This window comes from Cobetia sp. 4B (assembly GCF_018831605.1).
Classification (GTDB): Bacteria; Pseudomonadota; Gammaproteobacteria; order Pseudomonadales; family Halomonadaceae; genus Cobetia; species Cobetia amphilecti.
Genome location: NZ_CP059843.1, coordinates 3,920,503 through 3,942,767 on the forward strand (window position 1 = coordinate 3,920,503; position 22,265 = coordinate 3,942,767).

Annotated in this window: 21 protein-coding genes; 6 read left to right on the forward strand and 15 right to left on the reverse strand. The window is 64.0% G+C overall.

What is annotated here, in order from left to right:
* Nucleotides 1-133: 133 nt before the first annotated feature.
* Nucleotides 134-1,333: a succinyl-diaminopimelate desuccinylase gene (gene dapE, locus H2O77_RS16030; protein WP_240548640.1), complete on the forward strand. Its 1,200-nt coding sequence runs from the start codon at nucleotides 134-136 to the stop codon at nucleotides 1,331-1,333.
* On the forward strand, nucleotides 1,330-1,743 hold the full coding sequence (locus H2O77_RS16035; RefSeq protein ID WP_043333036.1) for a hypothetical protein: 414 nt from the start codon (nucleotides 1,330-1,332) through the stop codon (nucleotides 1,741-1,743). Before dapE ends, H2O77_RS16035 begins: the two co-directional genes overlap by 4 nt.
* 94 nt (nucleotides 1,744-1,837) lie before the next feature.
* On the opposite strand, the gene H2O77_RS18090 is transcribed toward H2O77_RS16035, so the two are convergent.
* Complete coding sequence (locus tag H2O77_RS18090; RefSeq protein WP_043333039.1) at nucleotides 1,838-2,302, reverse strand: cold-shock protein; 465 nt, start codon at nucleotides 2,300-2,302, stop codon at nucleotides 1,838-1,840.
* 598 nt (nucleotides 2,303-2,900) lie between these two features.
* Here H2O77_RS18090 and H2O77_RS16045 point away from each other — a divergent pair.
* Nucleotides 2,901-3,164 carry a SlyX family protein gene (locus H2O77_RS16045; protein WP_215823531.1) on the forward strand — a complete coding sequence of 88 codons (264 nt, stop codon included), beginning with the start codon at nucleotides 2,901-2,903 and terminating at the stop codon, nucleotides 3,162-3,164.
* 145 nt (nucleotides 3,165-3,309) lie between these two features.
* Here the strand turns inward: H2O77_RS16045 and trxB are convergent, their stop codons facing one another.
* The 3 genes from trxB to H2O77_RS16060 all read right to left on the reverse strand — a co-directional run bounded on the left by trxB (nucleotide 3,310) and on the right by H2O77_RS16060 (nucleotide 5,980).
* Nucleotides 3,310-4,266 carry a thioredoxin-disulfide reductase gene (gene trxB, locus H2O77_RS16050; RefSeq protein ID WP_043333042.1) on the reverse strand — a complete coding sequence of 319 codons (957 nt, stop codon included), beginning with the start codon at nucleotides 4,264-4,266 and terminating at the stop codon, nucleotides 3,310-3,312.
* Between the two features lie 460 nt (nucleotides 4,267-4,726).
* Entirely contained in the window at nucleotides 4,727-5,329 is a 603-nt protein-coding gene (locus H2O77_RS16055; protein ID WP_043333044.1) for a peroxiredoxin, read from the reverse strand.
* A gap of 285 nt (nucleotides 5,330-5,614) precedes the next feature.
* A complete protein-coding gene (locus H2O77_RS16060; RefSeq protein WP_215823532.1) occupies nucleotides 5,615-5,980 on the reverse strand; it encodes a CPXCG motif-containing cysteine-rich protein in 366 nt (121 codons plus the stop codon).
* Nucleotides 5,981-6,357: 377 nt separating this feature from the next.
* Between H2O77_RS16060 and acnA the strand changes: the two genes are divergently transcribed.
* Complete coding sequence (gene acnA, locus H2O77_RS16065) at nucleotides 6,358-9,117, forward strand: aconitate hydratase AcnA (protein ID WP_215823533.1); 2,760 nt, start codon at nucleotides 6,358-6,360, stop codon at nucleotides 9,115-9,117.
* 124 nt (nucleotides 9,118-9,241) lie between these two features.
* Here the strand turns inward: acnA and H2O77_RS16070 are convergent, their stop codons facing one another.
* The 11 genes from H2O77_RS16070 to radC form a co-directional block, all read right to left on the reverse strand.
* Nucleotides 9,242-10,921 carry an NAD-dependent malic enzyme gene (locus tag H2O77_RS16070; protein WP_043333048.1) on the reverse strand — a complete coding sequence of 560 codons (1,680 nt, stop codon included), beginning with the start codon at nucleotides 10,919-10,921 and terminating at the stop codon, nucleotides 9,242-9,244.
* Nucleotides 10,922-11,232: 311 nt separating this feature from the next.
* Complete coding sequence (locus H2O77_RS16075; protein WP_215824648.1) at nucleotides 11,233-12,462, reverse strand: YeeE/YedE family protein; 1,230 nt, start codon at nucleotides 12,460-12,462, stop codon at nucleotides 11,233-11,235.
* Between the two features lie 265 nt (nucleotides 12,463-12,727).
* Complete coding sequence (locus tag H2O77_RS16080) at nucleotides 12,728-13,741, reverse strand: tryptophan--tRNA ligase (RefSeq protein ID WP_215823534.1); 1,014 nt, start codon at nucleotides 13,739-13,741, stop codon at nucleotides 12,728-12,730.
* A 185-nt stretch (nucleotides 13,742-13,926) separates the two neighbouring features.
* Nucleotides 13,927-15,048, reverse strand: a complete 1,122-nt coding sequence (gene ald / locus H2O77_RS16085) for an alanine dehydrogenase (protein ID WP_215823535.1) — start codon at nucleotides 15,046-15,048, stop codon at nucleotides 13,927-13,929.
* A gap of 143 nt (nucleotides 15,049-15,191) precedes the next feature.
* Nucleotides 15,192-15,698, reverse strand: a complete 507-nt coding sequence (locus H2O77_RS16090) for a thioesterase family protein (protein WP_215823536.1) — start codon at nucleotides 15,696-15,698, stop codon at nucleotides 15,192-15,194.
* A complete protein-coding gene (locus tag H2O77_RS16095; RefSeq protein ID WP_215823537.1) occupies nucleotides 15,695-16,051 on the reverse strand; it encodes a DUF2007 domain-containing protein in 357 nt (118 codons plus the stop codon). Before H2O77_RS16095 ends, H2O77_RS16090 begins: the two co-directional genes overlap by 4 nt.
* A 192-nt stretch (nucleotides 16,052-16,243) precedes the next feature.
* A complete protein-coding gene (locus H2O77_RS16100) occupies nucleotides 16,244-17,434 on the reverse strand; it encodes a class I SAM-dependent rRNA methyltransferase (protein WP_043336266.1) in 1,191 nt (396 codons plus the stop codon).
* A 130-nt stretch (nucleotides 17,435-17,564) separates the two neighbouring features.
* Entirely contained in the window at nucleotides 17,565-18,380 is an 816-nt protein-coding gene (mutM, locus tag H2O77_RS16105) for a bifunctional DNA-formamidopyrimidine glycosylase/DNA-(apurinic or apyrimidinic site) lyase (RefSeq protein ID WP_215823538.1), read from the reverse strand.
* A 156-nt stretch (nucleotides 18,381-18,536) separates the two neighbouring features.
* Entirely contained in the window at nucleotides 18,537-18,692 is a 156-nt protein-coding gene (rpmG, locus tag H2O77_RS16110; protein WP_016417370.1) for a 50S ribosomal protein L33, read from the reverse strand.
* A gap of 92 nt (nucleotides 18,693-18,784) precedes the next feature.
* Nucleotides 18,785-19,021 (reverse strand): 50S ribosomal protein L28, encoded by a 237-nt coding sequence (gene rpmB / locus H2O77_RS16115; protein WP_043336270.1) that lies wholly within the window; start codon nucleotides 19,019-19,021, stop codon nucleotides 18,785-18,787.
* Nucleotides 19,022-19,462: 441 nt separating this feature from the next.
* Nucleotides 19,463-20,137, reverse strand: a complete 675-nt coding sequence (gene radC, locus H2O77_RS16120) for a DNA repair protein RadC (protein WP_043336272.1) — start codon at nucleotides 20,135-20,137, stop codon at nucleotides 19,463-19,465.
* Between the two features lie 300 nt (nucleotides 20,138-20,437).
* Between radC and coaBC the strand changes: the two genes are divergently transcribed.
* Both coaBC and dut read left to right on the forward strand, forming a co-directional pair.
* Nucleotides 20,438-21,805, forward strand: coding sequence for a bifunctional phosphopantothenoylcysteine decarboxylase/phosphopantothenate--cysteine ligase CoaBC (coaBC, locus tag H2O77_RS16125; protein WP_215823539.1), 1,368 nt, complete (start codon nucleotides 20,438-20,440; stop codon nucleotides 21,803-21,805).
* On the forward strand, nucleotides 21,806-22,264 hold the full coding sequence (dut, locus tag H2O77_RS16130) for a dUTP diphosphatase (RefSeq protein WP_107335897.1): 459 nt from the start codon (nucleotides 21,806-21,808) through the stop codon (nucleotides 22,262-22,264). It begins immediately after the preceding gene.
* The last annotated feature ends 1 nt before the right edge of the window (nucleotide 22,265 follow it).

Genomic DNA, 22,265 nt, shown 5'->3' on the forward strand with positions numbered 1-22,265 from the left:
GCTGCACCTCTGGCAGGCCATCGTGGCATTTCCCGGCTCGGGCAGCAGTGTCCGGGCCGGCGTGAAGACACTTCGTCTCTCCCCCCGAATTTCGCGCTGTCGCTCCTCGCGATGACGCCTGCAGCGATGGCCCATGATGACTGATTCAAACGCACCGCTTCCGCCACGCCCCGCCGATCTGTCTCCGACGCTGGAGCTGGCCTTCGATCTCATCTCACGCCCCTCGGTCACGCCGGACGACCTGGACTGCCAGACCCTGATGATCGAACGCCTCGAGGCGCTGGGCTTCACCATCACGCGGCTACCCTTCGGCGATGTCGACAACTTCTGGGCGGTGCGCGGCCATCATGGTCCGGTGCTGGCCTTCGCCGGTCACACCGATGTCGTGCCGACGGGCCCGGAAGCCAACTGGCAGTATCCGCCGTTCTCGCCGTGCATCGATGATGCCGGCTTCCTGTGTGGCCGCGGCGCCGCCGACATGAAGGGTTCGCTGGCCGCGATGCTGACCGCCACCGAGCGCTTCGTGACCGCCAACCCGGACCACGAAGGCCGCATCGCCTTCCTGATCACCTCCGACGAGGAAGGCCCGGCGGTTCACGGCACCCGTGCGGTGGTCGAATATCTGCGCGAGCATCACGAGCGCCTCGATTACTGCATCGTCGGCGAGCCGTCCTCCACCGACTACGCCGGTGACGTGATCAAGAATGGCCGTCGCGGCTCGCTGGGTGCGGTCATGCACGTCAAGGGTGTTCAAGGCCATGTGGCCTATCCGCACCTGGCGCGCAACCCGATCCACGAAGCCGCCCCGGCGCTGGCCGCCCTGGCCGCCGAGCATTGGGACAACGGCAACGACTTCTTCCCGGCGACCAGCTTCCAGATCTCCAATATCCGTGGCGGTACCGGCGCGACCAACGTCATCCCCGGCGAGCTGGAAGTGGTCTTCAACTTCCGTTACTCCACCGAGCTGACCGCCGATGACCTCAAGCGTCGCACCTATGAGATCCTCGAGAAGCACGGTCTGGACGTCGAGATCGAGTGGAACCTGAGTGGCGAGCCCTTCCTGACGCCGGAAGGCGCACTGGTCGATGCCGCCGTACACGGCGTGGAACGCGCGCTGGGGCGCAAGCCGGTGCTGTCCACCTCCGGCGGCACCTCCGATGGTCGCTTCATCGCCAAGCTCGGCACTCAGGTCGTCGAGCTGGGGCCGGTCAACGCGACCATCCACAAGATCGATGAACGCGTCATGGCCAGCGATCTGGACCGACTCTCCAGCGCCTACGAGCACATCCTGGAATACCTGTTTGTCCCCGCGACCCAAGAGACCACGGCATGAGCGACACCCCGCACAATGACGCCGATGAGCAGTACCCGGACATCGAGATCTATCTCAAGCCCTTGAGCCTGGAGGCGCTGGGCGCCTGGCTGGGCGAGCAGTTCGGTCAGGTCGTCGTCTTCCAGCCGGCCGGCAAGCTGCAGCACCGTACGCGCCTCACGCGCGATGGTGCCGAGATCGCGGTGCTGGTGGTCGAGAAGGTCGCCGATGGCTTCGCCAGCCTGTGGTTCGACAGCGCCAGCACCCCCTGGGCGCGCGATGTCGACTGCGCACGCGCCGCCGCCAGGGCCCTGCAGGTCGAGACGCGCTGCTCGCTGGGCAGCTGGCAGCCCGGTGATGAGCCGGACCGCTTCTTCCGTGTCATGGCCGATGGCAGCGAAGAGGCCTTCACCTGGCCGGACAAGGGCTGAGTGACCCGTCTCTTCTGGTGACAGTCCATGAAACGACAACGCCCCGCAGGCTAGCCTGCGGGGCGTTGTCGTCTTTCACTGAGCGAGTCAGCGATCAGGTGATGACTGTCACGTCATCCGCCTGCAGGCCACGCTCATTGCTGATGACGTGGTAACGCACTTTCTGACCTTCGGCCAGGGTACGGTGGCCCTTGCCACGAATGGCACGGAAGTGAACGAAGACATCTTCACCACTTTCACGGGTCACGAAACCGTAGCCCTTGTTGACGTTGAACCACTTGACCTCGCCGATCTCACGATCGTCGTCCTCGACTTCAGCCAGTACTGCAGAGCGCGGAGACAGCACCGGAATGGCAAGCGTCGCGATCAACAGCAGGATGAACACGGCCGCGACGGCAGCCGCGTACGCCAGCTCGAAGCCCTCGACGCTAAGCGCCTGGCTCAGGGTGTCGGCCAGCTGGCCGCCGGTCAGGGTGATGAAGACAGCAATCAGCAACGGTGCCGGCAGTGCCAGCAGCAGGCTGATGATGAAACAACGGAAGAACGTCTTGGAACTCATCAAGATAAACTCTCTAGGTAATGGGTGGAGGTGTAACGCGAGGGCAGAAATGAGTGCTTCGGATGATCCCTATCAGAATGTTCTGCCCTTGATCGCAATGGACAGCGCCTGACCGCACGACAGGGTTACAGCAGCTATCGTCAGTCGGGAAACTGCCTGAATGCAGCGCCTCACGGCGGTGCCCGTCACCGTCACTGATACACGCGAAGATGCCTGCGCATCGCTCTGGCGACGTCGTGGCTCGTGATGCAGGTAACTCCACATCAGTCGATGGAACCGGCCCTGTCAATGACGCGCGAAGCGCAGGCAATCGAAGGCCGTCAATGGGTGCGATATACGAAAAATAAGTCAATCGCACTGTCAACAGTCTATCACGCCTCTTCCTGATGCGTCTGAGGCAACTCAGTGACAATCCTTCAACACTTTGCGGTAATTCGACAACGATCCAGGCAACGGCCGCAGCGATGATTCGGCGTGCCATCGCTCATAAATCCTGGCATGAGACATGGCATGAGTCTCGTCACCCATCGGCGGCCGCCTCACCCTCCTCCCCCACTGCCCACGCGGACCATTCCCTCACCCTCTGGAGCCCAGATGCATGACAACCTCGACTGATCCCAGCCTGGAAGCCCGACTGGAAGCCCGACTGGAAGCACTGGAATCGCGACTCGCGCATCAGGATGACTGGCTCGAGACCCTCGATCGCACCGTCATCGCCCAACAGCGTCAGATAGAGACACTCGAGCGCCTCACCGCGCTGATGGCCAACCAGCTACGCACCCTGCGCGAGCAGCAAGGCGACGCAGACTCGGCAGCACCTTTCGGTGCGCAGCCACACGACGAGCTGCCGCCCCATTACTGAGCTGTCAGCAGCACTCAGCTCTCCCGGCGCAGACCTGGCAGGGACTTGAACGCAAACCGGCCCCGCAGCGAGGCTGCGGGGCCGGTCGGGCAGTGCTGAATCAGACTTTCTCGAATCAGACACTGTTGCAACAGACAGGGCGATCTCAGGCGATGAGGCCGTCCAGATAACGCTCGGCATCCAGCGCCGCCATGCAGCCGGTACCGGCAGAGGTGATCGCCTGACGGTAGACGTGGTCCATCACATCGCCACAGGCATAGACGCCGGGGATGCTGGTCTGGGTGGCATTGCCTTCCAGACCGGACTGGACCTTGAGATAGCCGCCCTGCATGTCGAGCTGGCCTTCGAACAGGCTGGTATTCGGACGGTGGCCGATGGCGATGAACACGCCCATCGAGCTCAATTCCTTGGTGGCACCGCTCTCGACATGACGCAGACGCACGCCGGTGACACCGGAGTTGTCGCCCAGCACTTCGTCGAGGGTGTGGTGCCATTCGACCGCCATGTTGCCGTTCTCGACCTTGTCGAACAGCTTGTCCTGCAGGATCTTCTCGGCACGCAGGCTGTCACGGCGATGCACCAGCGTGACCTTGGAGGCGATGTTAGACAGGTACAGCGCTTCCTCGACAGCGGTGTTGCCGCCACCGACCACCACGACTTCCTGATTGCGATAGAAGAAGCCGTCGCAGGTCGCACAGGCCGAGACGCCCTGGCCCATGAACTGCTGCTCACTCGGCAGGCCCAGATACTGCGCGCTGGCGCCGGTGGCGATGATCAGGGCATCACAGCTGTAGCTGCCGTTGTCACCCTTGAGCAGGAACGGACGCTCGCCGAGGGTCACTTCGTTGATGTGATCGAACAGGACTTCGGTCTCGAAGCGCTCGGCGTGACGACGCATGCGCTCCATCAGCTCCGGTCCCTGCACGCCAGCATCGTCGCCGGGCCAGTTGTCGACGTCGGTGGTAGTGGTCAGCTGACCACCCATCTGCATGCCGGTGATCAGGAGCGGCTTGAGATTGGCACGTGCAGCGTAGACGGCAGCGGTGTAACCCGCCGGGCCGGAACCGAGAATGATCAGACGTTCGTGACGGACATTGCTCATGGATGACCTCAGTGACAGATGAAGGCGGAGGATTTCACCAGCAGCAATGGCGGCTGCTGGCGATCAATGTACTGAACGATACCGACAACGCTGCAGACGGCGCATGCGATCGACATGGTTCAGGACACGGCGTGATGATCCGGGCCCGCTGGCGCCCGTGCAGGCTTCCCGCTGGAAGCACTTGTACTCGCTGGCTCGCCGGGCTGGTGAGGCGAACAAGGACTGCGCAGAGTAGCGCAGACGCCGCCAGCTTTCAGCACCGGACTCAGACCGGCATCGCAGAAGCTTATGCTCAAGCACGCCCCCGCAGGATGGCATTGCCCAGATGCGCGGAAGCCGCCGCCAAGGGCGACGGCTTCCGGTTCGCCTACCTCTCGAGACACTCATTACCGAAGGTTCGAAAGGCAGTCGCGGGATCAGTCAGCGCGGACGCGTGAGCTGATCTCGTCCAGGCAGCGACTTACAGGCTGCTGGAGTGGCCTGCCAGGTACTTGGCAACACCTTCAGCGGTGTCCTTCATACCTTCCTGACCTTCTTCCCAGCCTGCCGGGCAGACTTCGCCGTTGGTCTGGTGGAACTGCAGGGCCTTGACCATGCGGACCATCTCGTCGACGTTACGGCCCAGCGGCAGGTTGTTGACGACCTGGTGCTGAACGACACCGTCTTCGTCGATCAGGAAGGAAGCGCGCAGAGCGACGCCAGCTTCCGGATGCTCGATGCCGTATGCCTGGGTGACTTCGTGCTTGACGTCAGCCACGATCGGGAAGCCGACTTCACCGATGCCGCCAGCGTCCGGAGAGGTCTTGCGCCATGCGTGGTGAGTGAACTGGGAATCGATGGACACACCGATGACTTCGACGCCGAGTTCCTTGAACTTCGCCAGACGGTTGTCGTGGGCGATGATTTCAGACGGGCAAACGAAGGTGAAGTCCAGCGGCCAGAAGAACAGCACGCGCAGCTTGCCGTTGGAATCAGACAGCTTGTAGTTGTCGACGATGGTACCGTCGCCCAGCACTGCTGCGGCTTCGAAATCCGGGGCCTGACGTCCGACCAATACGCTCATGGTGATCTCCTGAGGAATAATGATGATAAAGGCAGCGGACCGCCTTTGTGATGAATCGCCACACAGACTAATCGCCACGTGTGGCAGATGCCAAATGTTTGCTGCAATCACCACCATAGAGATTGCCTATGGCAGCGCGATGACGCCAACAGCGGGTGTCGGGATCATAAGTGACCTTGACTGCAGAATACAGCATCTGCCGCGCCCTGCCCCTGCAAGCCTGTCACTTTGCGTCACTGATGCCTGCCGGCGCCGGTGCCAGCGTGCCGTGCAGGTGAGATGCCGTCACAGCACGTCGTCATCCTGGCCGATATCCAGCCCTTCGAGCTCACCGCTGACCAGGTCGACCTGCTGGCGCACCTGGATCGGCTGACAGCAACGCTCGCAGTCGATGATGTTGGTCAGGCTGCCCTCGTCCAGATCCAGGAACACCGTGAAGGGCGTGTCGCAGTAGGGGCAGTTGATTTCCGCCTCATGCAGCGCCTCATTGACCGCTCCCGCCTGCTTGTCTTCCAGCAACTCATGGCCCGGCCATACATCGGACTGCCCCGAGGAATGCTCCGCCAGCCACTGCTCGACCGCCGCATCCAGAACCTCATCATCTTCCGGCAGCTCGCCGGACTCGCTCGGCCTGCGCCCTTGTTCGTTCATGACAGCCTCCGTTGTGCCTGATGGTGAACGCGACGGACGTTGCGGGTGGCACCGCCAGGGGGGCCACCGTCTTGGATGTCACCGTTTCGGATACCCCTGTCCCGGATACTTTAGGGGCCGCATTCACGCCGCGCGAGAGTCGTGGCGGCAATCTCTATGGCAGCGAACGCGACGCAGGGTTCCTTGCTTCACACTATCCTCGATGATGGTGTGCGCTTGAATTCCTGTCACATGATGACCATAGCCTTATGTAGGTAACCATCCGCGACCCGGCAGTCGCTCTCGCGACGCGTCGCATCCGGCCGAGGCACCTGACGCGCCTGTTGAACGACACTTCAGCAGTCTGGCCGGTGAAGACAACGACAAGGAGGAGAATCATGGGTTCCCAGCGCTCTCAGTCACTGGATTCGCTTGACACCCTCTCCGAGCTGGAAGTCGGAGACAAGCGCTATCACTACTACTCGCTCAAGAAGGCGGCCGACACGCTTGGCGACCTGACGCGACTGCCCTTCACGCTCAAGGTGCTGCTGGAGAATCAGCTGCGCTTCGAGGACGGTGAAACCGCGACCAAGGAAGACATCAAGGCGCTGGCCGACTGGCAGAAGACCGCCTCCAGCACCCACGAGATCGGCTATCGTCCGGCGCGCGTGCTGATGCAGGATTTCACCGGCGTGCCCGGTGTGGTCGATCTGGCCTCCATGCGTGACGCCGTCAAGAAGCTCGGCGCCGACCCCGAGAAGGTCAACCCGCTGACTCCGGTGGACCTGGTCATCGACCACTCGGTGATGGTGGACCACTACGGCGATCCGAGCGCCTTCAAGGACAACGTGCGCATCGAGATGGAGCGTAACCGCGAACGTTACGAATTCCTGCGCTGGGGCCAGCAGGCCTTCGACAACTTCTCCGTCGTCCCGCCGGGCACCGGCATCTGCCACCAGGTGAACCTGGAATATCTCGGCCGCGCCGTCTTCACCCGCGAGGAAGATGGCAAGACCTTCGCCTACCCCGACACCCTGGTCGGCACCGACTCCCACACCACCATGATCAACGGCCTCGGCGTGCTGGGCTGGGGTGTCGGCGGCATCGAGGCGGAAGCTGCGATGCTCGGCCAGCCGGTCTCGATGCTGATTCCGGAAGTGGTCGGCTTCAAGCTGACCGGCAAGCTCAACGAAGGCATCACCGCGACTGACCTGGTGCTGACCGTCACCCAGATGCTGAGAAGCCGTGGCGTGGTCGGCAAGTTCGTCGAGTTCTACGGTGATGGCTTGGATGACCTGCCGCTGGCCGACCGCGCGACCATCGCCAACATGGCGCCGGAGTATGGCGCTACCTGCGGCTTCTTCCCGCTGGATGACGAGACGCTCAACTACATGCGTCTGTCCGGTCGCTCCGATGAGCAGGTCGCGCTGGTCGAGGCCTACGCCAAGGAGCAGGGTCTGTGGCGCGAGCCGGGCCACGAGCCGGTCTTCTCCGATACGCTCGAGCTGGACATGACCGAGGTCGTCGCCTCCCTCGCCGGCCCCAAGCGCCCGCAGGACCGCGTCGCCCTCACCGACATCAAGCAGACCTTCGAGAAGATACTCGGCGATCAGCTGGGCGAAGTGCCGGACATCGAGGACGGCAAGTGGCTGTCCGAGGGTGGCCAGACCGCCGTCGATGTCGAGCAGAGCTACGACAAGCAGAGCGAGGTGAAGAACGGCGATTACAGCGAGCTGAATGGCGAGACCTTCCGCCTCGATCACGGTGATGTCGTCATCGCCGCCATCACCTCCTGCACCAACACCTCCAACCCCAGCGTGATGCTGGCGGCTGGCCTGGTGGCGCGCAAGGCACGCGAGAAAGGCCTGAGCAGCAAGCCGTGGGTCAAGACCTCACTGGCGCCGGGCTCCAAGGTCGTCACCGACTACCTGGCAACTGCCGGCGTGCAGGATGACCTCAACGAGCTGGGCTTCAACCTGGTCGGCTATGGCTGCACCACCTGTATCGGCAACTCCGGCCCGCTGCCGGAACCGGTCGAGGACGCCATCAACACGCGTGACCTGACGGTCGCCTCGGTGCTGTCGGGCAACCGCAACTTCGAGGGTCGCGTGCATCCCAACGTGCGTACCAACTGGCTGGCGTCGCCGCCCCTGGTGGTCGCCTATGCCCTCGCCGGCACCGTGCGGGTCGATCTTTCCAAGGAGCCGCTGGGCAAGGACACCGACGGCAATGACGTCTTCCTCAAGGACATCTGGCCGAGTCAGGCCGAGATCGCCGAGGCCGTCGAGCAGGTGCGTACCGAGATGTATCGCAAGGAGTACGCCGAGGTCTTCGACGGTGACGAGACCTGGCAGGCCATCGACGTGCCGCAAGCCGAAGTGTATGAGTGGAAGGACTCCACCTACATCCAGCATCCGCCGTTCTTCGAAGGCATGCAGCGTGAGCCGGAAGCCGTTCAGGATGTCGAGAATGCCCGCGTGCTGGCGATGCTCGGCGACTCGGTGACCACCGACCACATCTCTCCGGCCGGTGCCATCAAGCCGGACAGCCCGGCGGGTCGCTACCTCAAGAAGAACGGGGTCGAGGTCAAGGACTTCAACTCCTACGGCTCGCGTCGCGGCAACCACGAAGTGATGATGCGCGGCACCTTCGCCAACGTGCGTATCCGCAACGAGATGCTCGATGGCGTCGAGGGCGGCGAGACCCGCCACGTGCCGTCCGGCGAGCAGATGGCCATCTACGATGCCGCCATGAAGTATGCCGAGGAAGGCACGCCGCTGGTGGTGGTCGCCGGCAAGGAGTACGGCACTGGCTCCTCGCGTGACTGGGCCGCCAAGGGCACCCTGCTGCTGGGCGTACGCGCGGTGATCGCCGAGTCCTACGAGCGTATCCACCGCTCCAATCTGATCGGCATGGGCGTGGTGCCGCTGCAGTTCCCACAAGGCGAGAGCCGCCAGTCGCTGGGGCTGACCGGTGATGAGGAAATCAGCATCAGCGGCCTGAATGACCTGACGGCCGGCGGCAAGGTCCAGGTCACCTTCAAGAGCGACAAGGGTGAGCAGAAGATCGAGGCGCTGTGCCGCATCGATACCGACAACGAGCTGGAGTACTACCGTCACGGCGGCATCCTCCACTACGTGCTGCGCGGCATGCTGTAACCCGCCAGCCGCTCACCGCAGCGCTGACTGCAACACAAAAGCCCCCGCAGGCATGGCCTGCGGGGGCTTCTTCATTTACGCACTCTGCTTCATGCGCTCACTGACGGGTCAGACGCAGGCGCGATCAGAACGCCTTGCGACGGTAGGCGCGGTAACGCGGCTGCCAGAAGTTCTTCTCGATATTGGCCTGGATGATCTCGTCGCTGGAGGTCAGTGCCACACCATCGGTCTGGGCCTGACGCGCCACGTCGAAGGCGATCTGACGGCTGATGTCCTGGATATCGCCCAGTGACGGCAGCAGCGCGCCCTCGCCCTTCAGGACGATGGGGGCGTTGTTGGCCAGCGCGTTGGCGGCGGCCATCAGCATGTTGTCGGTGATGCGTGAGGCGTTGGACGCCAGCACGCCCAGACCGATGCCCGGGAAGATGTAGGCGTTGTTGCACTGGGCGATCGCGTGGGTATGGCCGTTGTGCTCGACCGGCGCGAACGGGCTGCCGGTGGCGACCAGCGCCTTGCCGTCGGTCCACTCGATGACTTCCGCCGGTGTCGCCTCGACGCGTGAGGTCGGGTTGGACAGCGGCATCACCAGCGGGCTCTCGCAGCCGGCCTGCACGGCACGGATCACGTCTTCGCTGAACAGGCCACGTTGGCCGGACACACCGATCAGCACGCTCGGCTTGGCAGCCTTGACCACATCCAGCAGGCCGCGGTCACCGAAGTCGGCCACGCTGTCGATATCGTGGGCCAGACGGCTCTGGAAGTCGTAGAGGCCTTCCATGTCGCTGGTCAGCAGACCGAAGCGATCGACCATGAAGACGCGCTTGCGGGCCTCGGCCTCTTCCATGCCTTCCTTGACCATCGCCACCACGATCATCTCGGCGATACCGCAGCCGGCGCTACCGGCACCCAGGAAGGTGACGCGCTGGTCGGAGAGCTTCTCGCCCTTGGCCTTGCAGGCCGCCATCAGGGTCGCGACCACCACGGAGGCGGTGCCCTGGATGTCGTCATTGAAGCAGCAGACTTCATCGCGGTAACGCTCGAGCAGCGGCATGGCGTTGGCCTGCGCGAAGTCCTCGAACTGGATCATGGCCTTCGGCCAGCGACGCTTCACGGCAGTGATGAACTCGGCCACGAAGGCGTTGTAGTCATCACCGGTGACGCGCTCGTGACGCCAGCCCATGTAGCGCGGGTCGTCGAGCAGCTTCTGGTTGTTGGTGCCCAGGTCCAGCGAGATCGGCAGGGTGTAGGCCGGGCTGATGCCGCCACAGGCGGTGTACAGCGACAGCTTGCCGATGGGGATGCCCATGCCGCCGATGCCCTGATCGCCCAGCCCGAGGATACGCTCGCCATCGGTGACGACGATGACCTTGACGTTGTCCTTGGTCGCGGAGCGCAGGATGTCATCCATGTGCTCGCGGTCCGGGTAGGAGATGAACAGCCCGCGGTGGTTGCGGTAGATGTTGGAGAACTCCTCGCACGCCTGACCGACGGTCGGGGTGTAGATGATCGGCATCATCTCCTCGAGGTGTTCCTCGATCACGCGGAAGAACAGGGTCTCGTTGTCGTCCTGCACCGAGCGCAACAGGATGTGCTTGTCGAGGTCGGTGGCGCACTGCTGATACTGGCTGTAGACGCGCGCGACCTGCTCTTCGATGCTCTCGACATTCTGCGGCAGCAAGCCCATCAGATTGAAGCTGACACGCTCCTCGAGGCTGAAGGCGCTGCCCTTGTTGAGTAGCGGCATCTCGAGCAGGCTCGGGCCGGCGTAAGGAACGTACAGGGCGCGCTTGGAAGTATCCGTCATGGCGAGACTCTTGAATCAGTGGGGACGACCTCACGCTCGGCAAGCTTCTCGGCATGCCGGCAGACAAGCGCAGCATGCCCGCTGAAGTACCGCAGAAGACCTGCTGGCAACCGGGCGTCCGAGGGACCTTTCGACGTGCAGTTTCCACGTGCGAACAAGGCATGATGATAGCACGCGCAGTGCTATCTCCGGCAGCCTGTGCAAGGTCGGCGTGCGTTGCGCAGACAAGGGTACTGCATGACGAGAAACGCCCCGCTCATCCCCCTGACGGGGAAGGAGCGAGGCGTTCGCGGTCACGTGCGGGGAACGGCTCAGGCCAGATCGGCACGCGATGCCGGCTTGCGCGGCGCAAGGGCGAAGAAGGGACGCAGCTTCACGCCCAGCATGTTGCCGGCGAAGGCCATCACCAGCCACAGCCAGCCATGCAGGCTGCCGGAGGAGATGCCGCCGAAGTAGGCGCCGATGTTGCAGCCGAAGGCCAGCCGCGCGCCGTAGCCCAGCAGCAGGCCACCCAGCACGGCAGCCACCAGCGAGCGCAGCGGAATGTTCCACTTCGGCGCGAACTTGCCGGCCAGCAGCGCTGCCGCCAGCGCCCCGACCACGATGCCGATGTTCATCACCGTGGTGATGTCCGTGTAGAGCGGTGCCGCCAGTGCCTTGGCATTGCCCGCCGCCTGCCAGTAACCCCAGTCACTGACATCGAAGCCCAGCGTGGTGTAGACCTTGGTGCCCCACAGCGCGAAGGCCGAGGTGATGCCCCACGGACGCCCGGCCAGCGCCAGGGTGGCGAAGTTGAGCAGCGCCAGCGCCACCGCGCCCGCCAGCAGCGGCCAGGGGCCGCGCAGGAAACGTGACAGGCCGCGCGGCTGGCTGTCGGTCACGGCGGCCTTCTCGAGCTCACCGTGACGACGCTTCTCCAGCTTGCGCGTCACCAGCACGATGATGGCGAACAGCACTAGGCTGACGATGATGCCGCCCAGCGCGCCGAAGCTGTCCACCAGCGAGACGGCAGGCAGCGACGGCAGGCTCTGCCACCAGCTGAAGTGCGCGGTGCCGATCACCGAGCCGACGCAGAAGAAGATCAGGGTGATCACCATGCGCGCATTGCCGCCGCCGACGGTGAACAGCGTGCCCGAGGCGCAACCGCCGCCCAGCTGCATGCCGAGGCCGAACAGGAAGGCGCCGACCACGACGGAGGTGCCCAGCGGCGAGACGAAGCCGGAGACGTCCTGCCCCCACAGGCTGCCCGCTGCCAATACCGGGAAGAACAGCACCACGGCAATCGCCAGCATCAGCATCTGGGCACGCAGGCCACGGCCACGACGCTCGGTGATGAACACTCGCCAGGCGGAGGTGAAGCCGAAGGCCGCGTGATAGAGCACCACGCCCAGCGCGCCGCCGATCAGCAACAGCAGGCCCTGACGCCAGCCGGCGACCAGGCTTAGCAGCACCGAGGCAATGACCAGCAGACCACCCGCCCAGACGGCGCGAGGGTTGATGGTGCTAGATGGCTGGGCAGGCTCACTGGCCTTGCCCGGCATCGCGTGTTGACTCATGTCGTACCCCCTTGTGTATTCAGCATGCTTGAAGCATTGATGCGGCAAGCCTAACGCGTCGCTTTATAGCTGTGAATGAATTTCCAGCACGCTTTTCATTCCCCGCGGGTATATGCCTGACATCACGCCCCGGGCACCATCAGCATGACAGCCCCGAAGACGCCACCCTCTGAAACGATGGCGCCAACAACAGAAACCCCCGCCATCCGGGAAGATGACGGGGGCCGATCGAGCAGCGTGGACGGGCGACCTAGAGGAAGTTGCCCAGGCCGACGGCGCGACGCAGGCGCTCCATCATCGGTGCGGCCTCTTCGCGGGCCCGCTCGGCGCCACGCTTGAGGATCGCCTCGACATGCGCCGGGTCTTCCATCAGCTCGACGTAACGCTCGCGCGGCGCCTTGAGGTGGTCATTCAGGTATTCGAACAGCTGGTTCTTGGCGTCGCCCCAGCCGATACCGGCCGCGTACTGCTCACGCATGGCGGCGACTTCCGCCTCGGTGGCGAAGGCCGAATAGATCTGGAACAGCGAACAGGTATCCGGGTCCTTCGGCTCGCCCGGCTCCAGCGAGTTGGTCTTGATCTTGCGCACGCTCTTGAGCAGCTGCTTCTCGGTGCCGAACAGCGGGATGGTGTTGTTGTAGCTCTTGGACATCTTGCGCCCGTCGAGACCCAGCAGCAGCTGGGATTTCTCGTCGGTCACCGCTTCGGGCATGGTGAAGTAGTTGCCCTTGAAGAGGTGGTTGAAGCGCCCGGCCATGTCGCGCGCCATCTCGATATGCTGAATCTGGTCACGCCCCACCGGCACCTTGTGCGCATTGAACATCAGGATGTCCGCCGCCATCAGCACCGGATAGCTGAACAGGCCCATGCTGATGCCGCGATCGAGATCCTCGATACCGCTCTCTTCGTTCTCGGCCACGGCGCCCTTGTAGGCATGCGCACGGTTCATCAAGCCCTTGGCGCACACGCAGTTGAGCAGCCACATCAGCTCCGGGATTTCCGGCACGTCCGACTGGCGATAGTAGATGGCGTTGTCGGTGTCCAGACCCAGAGCCAGCCAGGTGGCGGCGATCTCACGACGCGACTCCTGCACGCGCTTCGGGTCCTGACACTTGATCAGGGCGTGGAAGTCGGCGAGGAAGTAGAAGGACTGGACCGTCGGGTCCTGACTGGCTTCGATGGCAGGCTTGATGGCGCCGACATAGTTGCCGAGATGAGGGGTGCCGGTGGTCGTGATGCCGGTAAGAACGCGGGTCTTGGTCATGGATGCACTTCTTGGGCGTCTGGGTCGGGAGGTCGTGCCGCGGGGCTGCACTCGCTCACAATGGATCACGACAGGTCGCGGCAGCGCCGCTCGAAGTCCTCGAACGCAGCCACCATGACCTGTCGCTATATGCCCCACATCTTACCCTGAGGCGTGCAGCCTTCGTAAGGGCCGGCGCGCCCGGCTCACTCCTTCGCCAGTGCCTCGGCGAGCGCGGTGACCGGCATGTCGAAGGCCTCGCCGACTTCCGGCAGGATCAATTGCCCCGCGTGCACATTGAGGCCCGCGGCAAAGTGGCTGTCTCGGCTCAGCACCTCGCGATAGCCGCCATTGGCGAGGCGCACGATATACGGCAGCGTCGCGCTGGTCAGCGCCTGGGTCGAGGTGCGTGCCACCGCGCCGGGCATGTTGGCCACGCAGTAATGCACGATGCCATCCACCACGTAGGTCGGCTCGGCGTGAGTCGTCGCCTGACTGGTCTCGAAGCAACCGCCCTGATCGATGGCGACATCCACCAGCACGGCGCCCGGCGTCATCTTGCGCAGATGCTCGCGGCGAATCAGCTTGGGAGCCGCCGCGCCGGGCACCAGCACGGCACCGATGATCAATGCCGATTGCCGCACCGCTTCCTCCAGCGCCTCGGAGGTCGAATAGACGGTACGAATCTGGCCCTGATAGCGATGATCCAGCGTCTCGAGGCGCGCCAGTGAAGTATCGAGAATCACCACCTCGGCGCCGAGCCCCAGCGCCATGCGTGCCGCGTTCTCCCCCACCACGCCACCACCGATCACCGTGACCCGCGCCGGCGGCACGCCGGGCACGCCGGGCAACAGCACGCCCATGCCGCCCTGCGCCTTCTCCAGCGCGTGCGCGCCGGCCTGGATCGCCATGCGCCCGGCGACGCGACTCATGGGCGCCAGCAGCGGCAACCCCCCGTCGGCATCCGTGATGGTCTCGTAGGCGATGGCCGTCACGCCGCTCTCCAGCAGGCTCTCGGTCAGCTCACGAGCGGCCGCCAGATGCAGATAGGTGAACAGGGTCTGGCCGTGGGTGAGCCGCGCGACCTCGGCCGGCTGCGGCTCCTTGACCTTGAGAATCAGCTCGGCGTCGCGAAAGACCCGCTCGACGTCCGACTCGAGACGCGCGCCCACGCCCTGATATTCGGCATCGGGGTAGCCACTGCCCTCCCCGGCGCCAGACTCGACGATCACCTCATGGCCCTGGGCGATCAGCTCGCGCACACCGGCAGGCGTGAGGGCGACGCGATACTCGTGGTTCTTGATTTCCTTCGGCACGGCAATCTGCATGGTGAACTCCTTGCACTGCTGGCGGAATGCACTGACGTCATCACGACGCCTGCTACAAGCACAGCAGACTCGTCAGCGTCTCGCCAATCAGATACCAGCAAGATTCACCAAAACACGCCAATGATGCAGTGGAATGCGAGGAATCATCGCTGACTGGCAGTTTCCTCACTCACCAGCGCCGCCGAATAGCATTCACGATAGGCGCCGGGCATGCGCCGGGCCCGTCCACTCGAGAGCTCGATGCAGACAAAGCGCGTGCGCGCCTCCAGCAGCGTCTGGCCATCCGAGCACCGGCGCAGCTGGAAGCGACGCGTCAGACTCAGGCGACCATCGCAATCCACCAGCCAGGTCGCCAGCATCAGTGAATCGCCAAGTCGCGCACTGGCCAGATAGTCGATCTCGTGACGGTGCACCGCCATGCCGCGGTCCTGCTCACGGTAGTGCGCCAGGCCAAGCCCCAACGCTTCGGAGTGTGCCCAGCTGATGTCCTCCAGCCAGCGCACATACTCGGCATTGTTGACGTGACCATAACCATCCAGCGCCTTCTTCTTCACGCTGATCGGCAACAGGAACGGCCGTGGCAACGCCCAACCGGGGGAGTCTTGCGTCAACGGCGGCGCGGCGCTCGCCTTCGGGGTGCCTTTGCTCATGCCACGAACTCCGGGTCCTCATCACGCGGACGCGCCTGTGGTGCGGGCTGCTGCGGCGCGCTTGCCCCACACGCCCAGCACTCGCTGAAGCTGCCCTCGAGACGTTCGCCACAGGCACACTGCCAGTCCGGCAAGGGCGGCGCGGCCTCGATGCTCGCCAGCAGGCGGCGGGCATGTGCAAGGTCATGCTCTGCCACCCACAGCTGGGGCTCGCAGTCGAGCACGGGCAACTCGCCCGCGGCCGAGCCGAGCAGGCGATTGCGCAGCTCACAGGGGATGCCCTCGCTTTCCAGCAGGTTGCGCCAGTGATCGAGCAGCACGAGATTGTGATGAGATGTCAGTCGTCTATACATGCCGTCAGACTATCAGAGTCCATGAGCCATGGACGATTAGCCAAAAGCGAGCTGAAGTCGATAGGCAAGCCACAGACGACTCACAAGCCACAGACGACTCACAAGCCACAGACGACAACGCCGCCCCGAAGGGCGGCGTTGTCGTCGATGCCGAATGGCACAGCCATCAGTCCTGATAGCCGTCAGGCGTCATCAGTCGCGATAGACGCGCACACCGAGGGCCTTGAGGTAGGACGTCTCGGGGATGGACGGGTGCACCGGGTGGTCACTGGCCTGATGACCCTGGAAGATGACCTGACCATGGCGGTCCTGGTGACGCACGGCGCCACGCACCACATCCATCAGGCGCTCCGGCGCCAGATGCATGGAGCAGGAGCCGGACATCAGCAGACCGTCACGACCCAGCAGACGCATGGCTTCACGGTTGAGGCGTGCATAGGCGCGCTCGCCGTTGGTGATGTCCTTGCGCTTGCGGATGAAGGCGGGCGGATCCGCGATGATGACGTCGAACTGCTCGCCTTCCGCACGCAGGGCCGAGAGGGCCTCGAAGACATCCGATTCCGCGATGGAGACGCGATCCTCGACACCATTGAGCACGGCATTGCCCGAGACACGCTCGAGTGCCGCGCCGGAAGCATCGACACACAGCACTTCGCTGGCGCCATGCGCCGCCGCCTGCACGCCCCAGCCACCGACGTAGCTGAACAGATCCAGCACGCGCTTGCCTTCGACCTGACGGTTCAACCAGGCACGGTTGGCGCGGTGATCGTAGAACCAGCCGGTCTTCTGGCCGTCGAGTACCGGCGCCGTGAACTGGACCCCGTTCTCTTCCAGCAGCACGCTTTCCGGCAACTCGCCGTAGACGACTTCGACGTTGCGCTCGAGCTGTTCCTGGCGGCGACCGCTGGAATCGTTCTTGAACACGATGGCTGTCGGCTTGACGACCTTGAGCAGCGCATCGACGATCACTTCCGCCAGACGCTCCATGCCGAAGGTGTTGAGCTGACAGACCAGCACGTCGCCGAAGCGATCGACGATCAGGCCCGGCAGCAGGTCGCCTTCGCCGTGGACCAGACGATAGAACGGCTTGTCATAGAGGCTCTCGCGCAGCGACAGCGCCTGGTTGAAGCGGTGCACCAGCAGCGAGCGATCCAGACGCTGTTCCGGGTTGCGCGACACGATGCGCGCGCAGATCAGCGAGTTCGGGTTGACGTAGGCAACACCCATCGCACGACCATTGCTGGCCTCGATGATGGCCTGGGCGCCCGGCTCGAAGTTCTTGAGCGGCGTCGCGACGGTATCGACTTCATTGGAGTACAGCCACAGATGGCCGGCCTTGAGGCGGCGATCAGCATTCTTCTTCAGGCGCAGACGTTCAGTCACGGGAAATATCCAGAAAGCAGAGGAAGGGACAGGACGACGACAGGACGCGCCCGAACGGGCCTATTCTAGTCGTCATGGCGGCCCCGGTCACGGAGCCCCCGGTCAAGCAGTGGTCTGATGCGGCTCGCCGCTAGCGCTGACAATAAGGGCAGAAGCAGCTGGCGCGCTGGCCCAGCACCAGACTCATGATCTCGTGGCCGCATTCGCGGCATGGCTCGCCACCCCGCCCGTAGACGTTGAGGCTTTGCGCGAAGTAGCCCGGCTTGCCATCTCCGCCGACGAAGTCACGCAGCGTGGTGCCCCCCTGGGCGATCGCCGCGGCCAGCACGCTGCTGGCGGCGTTGGCGAGGCGCTCGCACTCCTCGCGCGTCACTTCACCGGCAGGACGGCGCGGGTCGACACCCGCCATGAACAGCGCCTCGCTGGCGTAGATATTGCCCACGCCCACCACATTGGCGTTGTCCATCAGAAACGGCTTGATCGCCACGCGGCGCTTGCGGGAGCGCGCAAAGAGGTGCTCGCCATTGAAGGCATCGGACAACGGCTCCGGCCCGAGTCGCGCCAGGCGCGTATCGGCATGCGGGTCACCGCGCACGAAGTCGACGAAGCCGAAGCGACGTGGATCGTGATAGCGCAGTATATGGCCGTTGCCGAGCACGACATCGACATGATCATGCGTGCGTGGCGGCGTGCCGATGGGCACCAGTCTGAGGCTACCGGACATGCCCAGGTGCCAGAGCAGATGGCCATCGGCAATCGGCAACAGCAGGTACTTGGCGCGACGCGCAAGCGTGCCGAAACGCTGACCCACCAGCCATTCGGCGAGTTCGCCGGGCACAGGGGTCCGCAGACGCGGCTGACGCACGATCACCTCGGTGACCTCCTGGCCCTCGACCAGCGGCGCGATACCGCGACGGGTCGTCTCGACTTCCGGTAATTCGGGCATGTTCTCTCCTCGACTGACCGCCAGACGCACAACAGGGTGACGACAGAAGCCGCCACCCTGTTGCAGGATGCCCAGAACAGCGACATCCAGATACTCGAAAACCCGGTCAGGACCGGGTTTTCGAGGGTTCCGACAGCACGCTGGCGGGAGACAAGATCACTTGATCTTGGCTTCCTTGTACATCACGTGCTTGCGAACGACCGGATCGTACTTCTTGAATTCAAGCTTGTCCGGAGTGTTACGCTTGTTCTTGTCGGTGGTGTAGAAGTGGCCAGTACCGGCACTTGACACCAACTTGATCTTGTCACGCATTTTCAGTTTCCTTCCACAGTCGCATTCACCGAACGATTGAGAGCACTGCCCTCGGCTCGGTTGCCATTGCTACAGGGGCTGTCTTCTAGTGTTTAGAAGCGCTCGCCACGTGCAGTGAGGTCCTTGAGGACTTCGTCGATACCCTTCTTGTCGATGATGCGCATGCCCTTGGTAGAGACGCGCAGCTTGACGAAGCGCTGCTGGGATTCAACCCAGAAACGGTGGGTGTGCAGGTTCGGCAGGAACCGGCGACGAGTCTTGCGCTGGGAGTGAGAAACATTGTTACCAGTCACCGGGCGCTTGCCGGTAACCTGACATACTTTGGACATTGGAGCCTCCAACCGCTGCGTTGGCTAAGTTGTTCAAAACCTGTCGGGCAAACCGGAAGTGGCAGGCGCCGCCTCATGCCCTGATTTCAAAGTGTTTACGTCCGTTCCGGAAGACAAGCTTTCGGGTGCTGGAACGTGCAGGCGCAGCATTTTACCCGAAGAGGAACGTGAAAGCACGTCCTATACGGATTTTTTTCGCCAGCACGCCCATGCCCGACGTGTCACATCGGTACAGACGCTTCTCAGCCAAACGCTTCACTCAGCCAATGTCGGCCAGAGTGGTCGCGAATTCTGTGGTGGGTGATACGGGAGGCGCAACATTACCACAACCAGTGCCCTGGTTTGCAATCCCTGCGCATTTCTCACGCCAGCGGCGACCGCATCTGGCGGGGGCTGTACCGTCATCGAGCACTCAGCGGCTCAGCCTCCTCGACGCCCCAACTAGAGCCAGCCACGCTCGGCAAACGAGACCACCTCGCCGTCTCCGACCACGAAGTGATCCAGCACGCGAATATCGAAAAGCCCCAGCGCCTCTTCCAGGCGCTGCGTGATGCGTCGGTCGGCCTCGCTGGGCTCCGCGACGCCGGAGGGATGGTTGTGGGCCAGAATCAGGGCGCCGGCATTGAGCGCCAGCGCCCGCTTGACCACCTCGCGCGGGTAGACGGCGGCGGCATCCAGCGTGCCGGTGAAGAGTGTCTCGAAGCGGATGACGCGATGCTGGCTGTCGAGAAACAGCGCGGCGAACACCTCATGCGGCAGGTCGCGCAGATGCGAGGACAGATAGCGCCGCACCAGCAGGGGCGACGTCAGGGCGGCCCCGCGCATCAGCAGGCTCTCCAGATGGCGACGCGACAGCTCAAGCGAGGCCTGCAGCTGCACATACTTGGCGTCACCCAGTCCGCGCGCGGCGCAGAAGTCCTGCTGGGTCGCCTCCAGCAATGGCCTGAGACCGCCGAAGGTGTTCAGCAGGTCGCGCGCCAGATCCACCGCCGAGCGTCCTTTTATGCCTACGCGCAGAAAGATGGCCAGCAGCTCGGCATCTGACAAGGCCCCTGCCCCTGACGACAACAGCTTCTCGCGCGGACGCTCCCCGACCGGCCACTCTCGAATCCCCATGCACTCTTCTCCCATCGCCTGTCGCCCCGAATGGCTGACAGTCCAAAGCATGAGAAGCGTGGTCAGATGCCGCCTCTTTCGCCATTGTGAGCATCAACGCTTGTCGCCCCGAGGGCCTGCGTCTGGCCCCTGCATGCCACCTGATGACAGCTCCCGCCCCATGAAGCGAGCGCTCGCAGGGACCATGGCGACACTCGGCGTCGCGGGCCAGCGGCGCTACGCAAGGTTGCATCACGGTGATATGGTAGAGGGCAAACGCGCGAGCGTAGCAATCGACGCATCAGGGACGCAGGACACACCATGCATTCACTCGCCGGACGGCGCATTCTGCTGGGCATCAGTGGCGGCATCGCGGCCTACAAGGCCGCTCTGATCACTCGCCTGTTGAAAAAGGCGGGCTGTGAAGTGCGCATCGCCATGACCGAAGGGGCTCAAGCCTTCATTACACCGCTGACCTTGCAGGCGTTGTCGGGCAATCCGGTGCACACCTCCCTGCTGGACCCCGAGGCCGAGGCCGGCATGGGGCATATCGAGCTGGCACGCTGGGCGGAGGTCATCCTGATCGCGCCTGCCACTGCCGATCTGATGGCCCGCCTGGTGCATGGGCATGCCGATGATCTGCTCACTACCCTGTGCCTGGCCAACAGCGCGCGCTGGGTGATGGCCCCGGCGATGAATCAGGCCATGTGGGCGCACCCCGCCACCCAGCGCAATGCCCGCCAGCTCACTACTGATGGCTGGACGCTGCTCGGCCCGGCCAGCGGCGAACAGGCCTGTGGCGACGTGGGCGCGGGCCGCATGCTGGAGCCGGAGGAGATCGTCGCGGCACTGAGCGACCTCATGAGCCAGAGCGACCTCATGAGCCAGAGTGACCCCAGCCTCCAGAGCAATGAGATGTCATTGCCGGCCACAGGCCTGACGGTGACCATCACCGCCGGCCCGACCCGCGAGCCACTGGACCCGGTGCGCTATCTGAGCAATCACAGCTCCGGCAAGATGGGCTATGCGCTGGCCGCCGAGGCCGCGGCGCTGGGTGCCAGCGTACGCCTGATCAGTGGCCCGGTGGCGCTGGCGACGCCGACTGGCGTCGAGCGTATCGATGTTGAATCCGCGCTGGATATGCAGGCCGCCGCCGAGGCAGCCGCCAGCGAGAGCGACCTCTTCATCGGCTGCGCGGCAGTCGCCGACTTCCGCCCGGCCACGGTCGCCGACCACAAGCTCAAGAAGCAGTCGGGCGAGGAGCAGATGCAGGTCACGCTGATCCGCAATCCGGATATCATCGCCGGCATCGCCGCCCAGACGCAGGCACGCCGCGCCGCCGGTCAGCGGGCACCACTGGTGATCGGCTTCGCCGCCGAGACCCGCGATGTGCTCCGCTATGCGCGTGACAAGCTTGCGCGTAAACAGCTCGACATGATCGTCGCCAATGATGTGAGCACGCCGGGCCTTGGCTTCGGCAGCGACAGCAATGCCGCCACCCTGCTGTGGCAGCCGCTCGATCAGAACACGAACACGCAACACGAACAGGCCATCGCGGCCTGTCCCAAGACGGAACTGGCGCGCGCGATTCTGAAGCGCGCCCTGGCACTCCATCAGCACAGGGTCAGCCTCGACCCTGCCATCCAGACCGTTACACCGACTGTCACCGACGATCAGGAAGCACCTTAGATGACCCGCCCCCGGCTCGAACTCAAGATTCTCGACGAGCGCGTTCGCGATTACCCGCTGCCGCATCACGCCACTCCCGGCAGCGCCGGCATGGACCTGCGCGCACTGCTCGACGCGCCGCTGACCCTGGCGCCGGGCGCCTGTGAGCTGGTGCGCACCGGGTTGGCGATCCATATCGCCGACCCCGCACTGGCCGGCATGATCCTGCCGCGCTCCGGTCTGGGGCACAAACACGGCATCGTGCTGGGCAATCTGGTCGGCCTGATCGACTCCGACTACCAGGGCGAACTGATGATCTCGGTCTGGAACCGCGGCAACAGCGAGTTCGTGCTGGAACCCGGCGAGCGTCTGGCACAGTACGTGCTAGTGCCAGTGGTACAGGCGGAGCTGGTGGAAGTCTCTGAATTCGAGGCCAGCCAGCGCGGTGAAGGCGGCTTCGGCCACTCCGGTCGCCACTGAT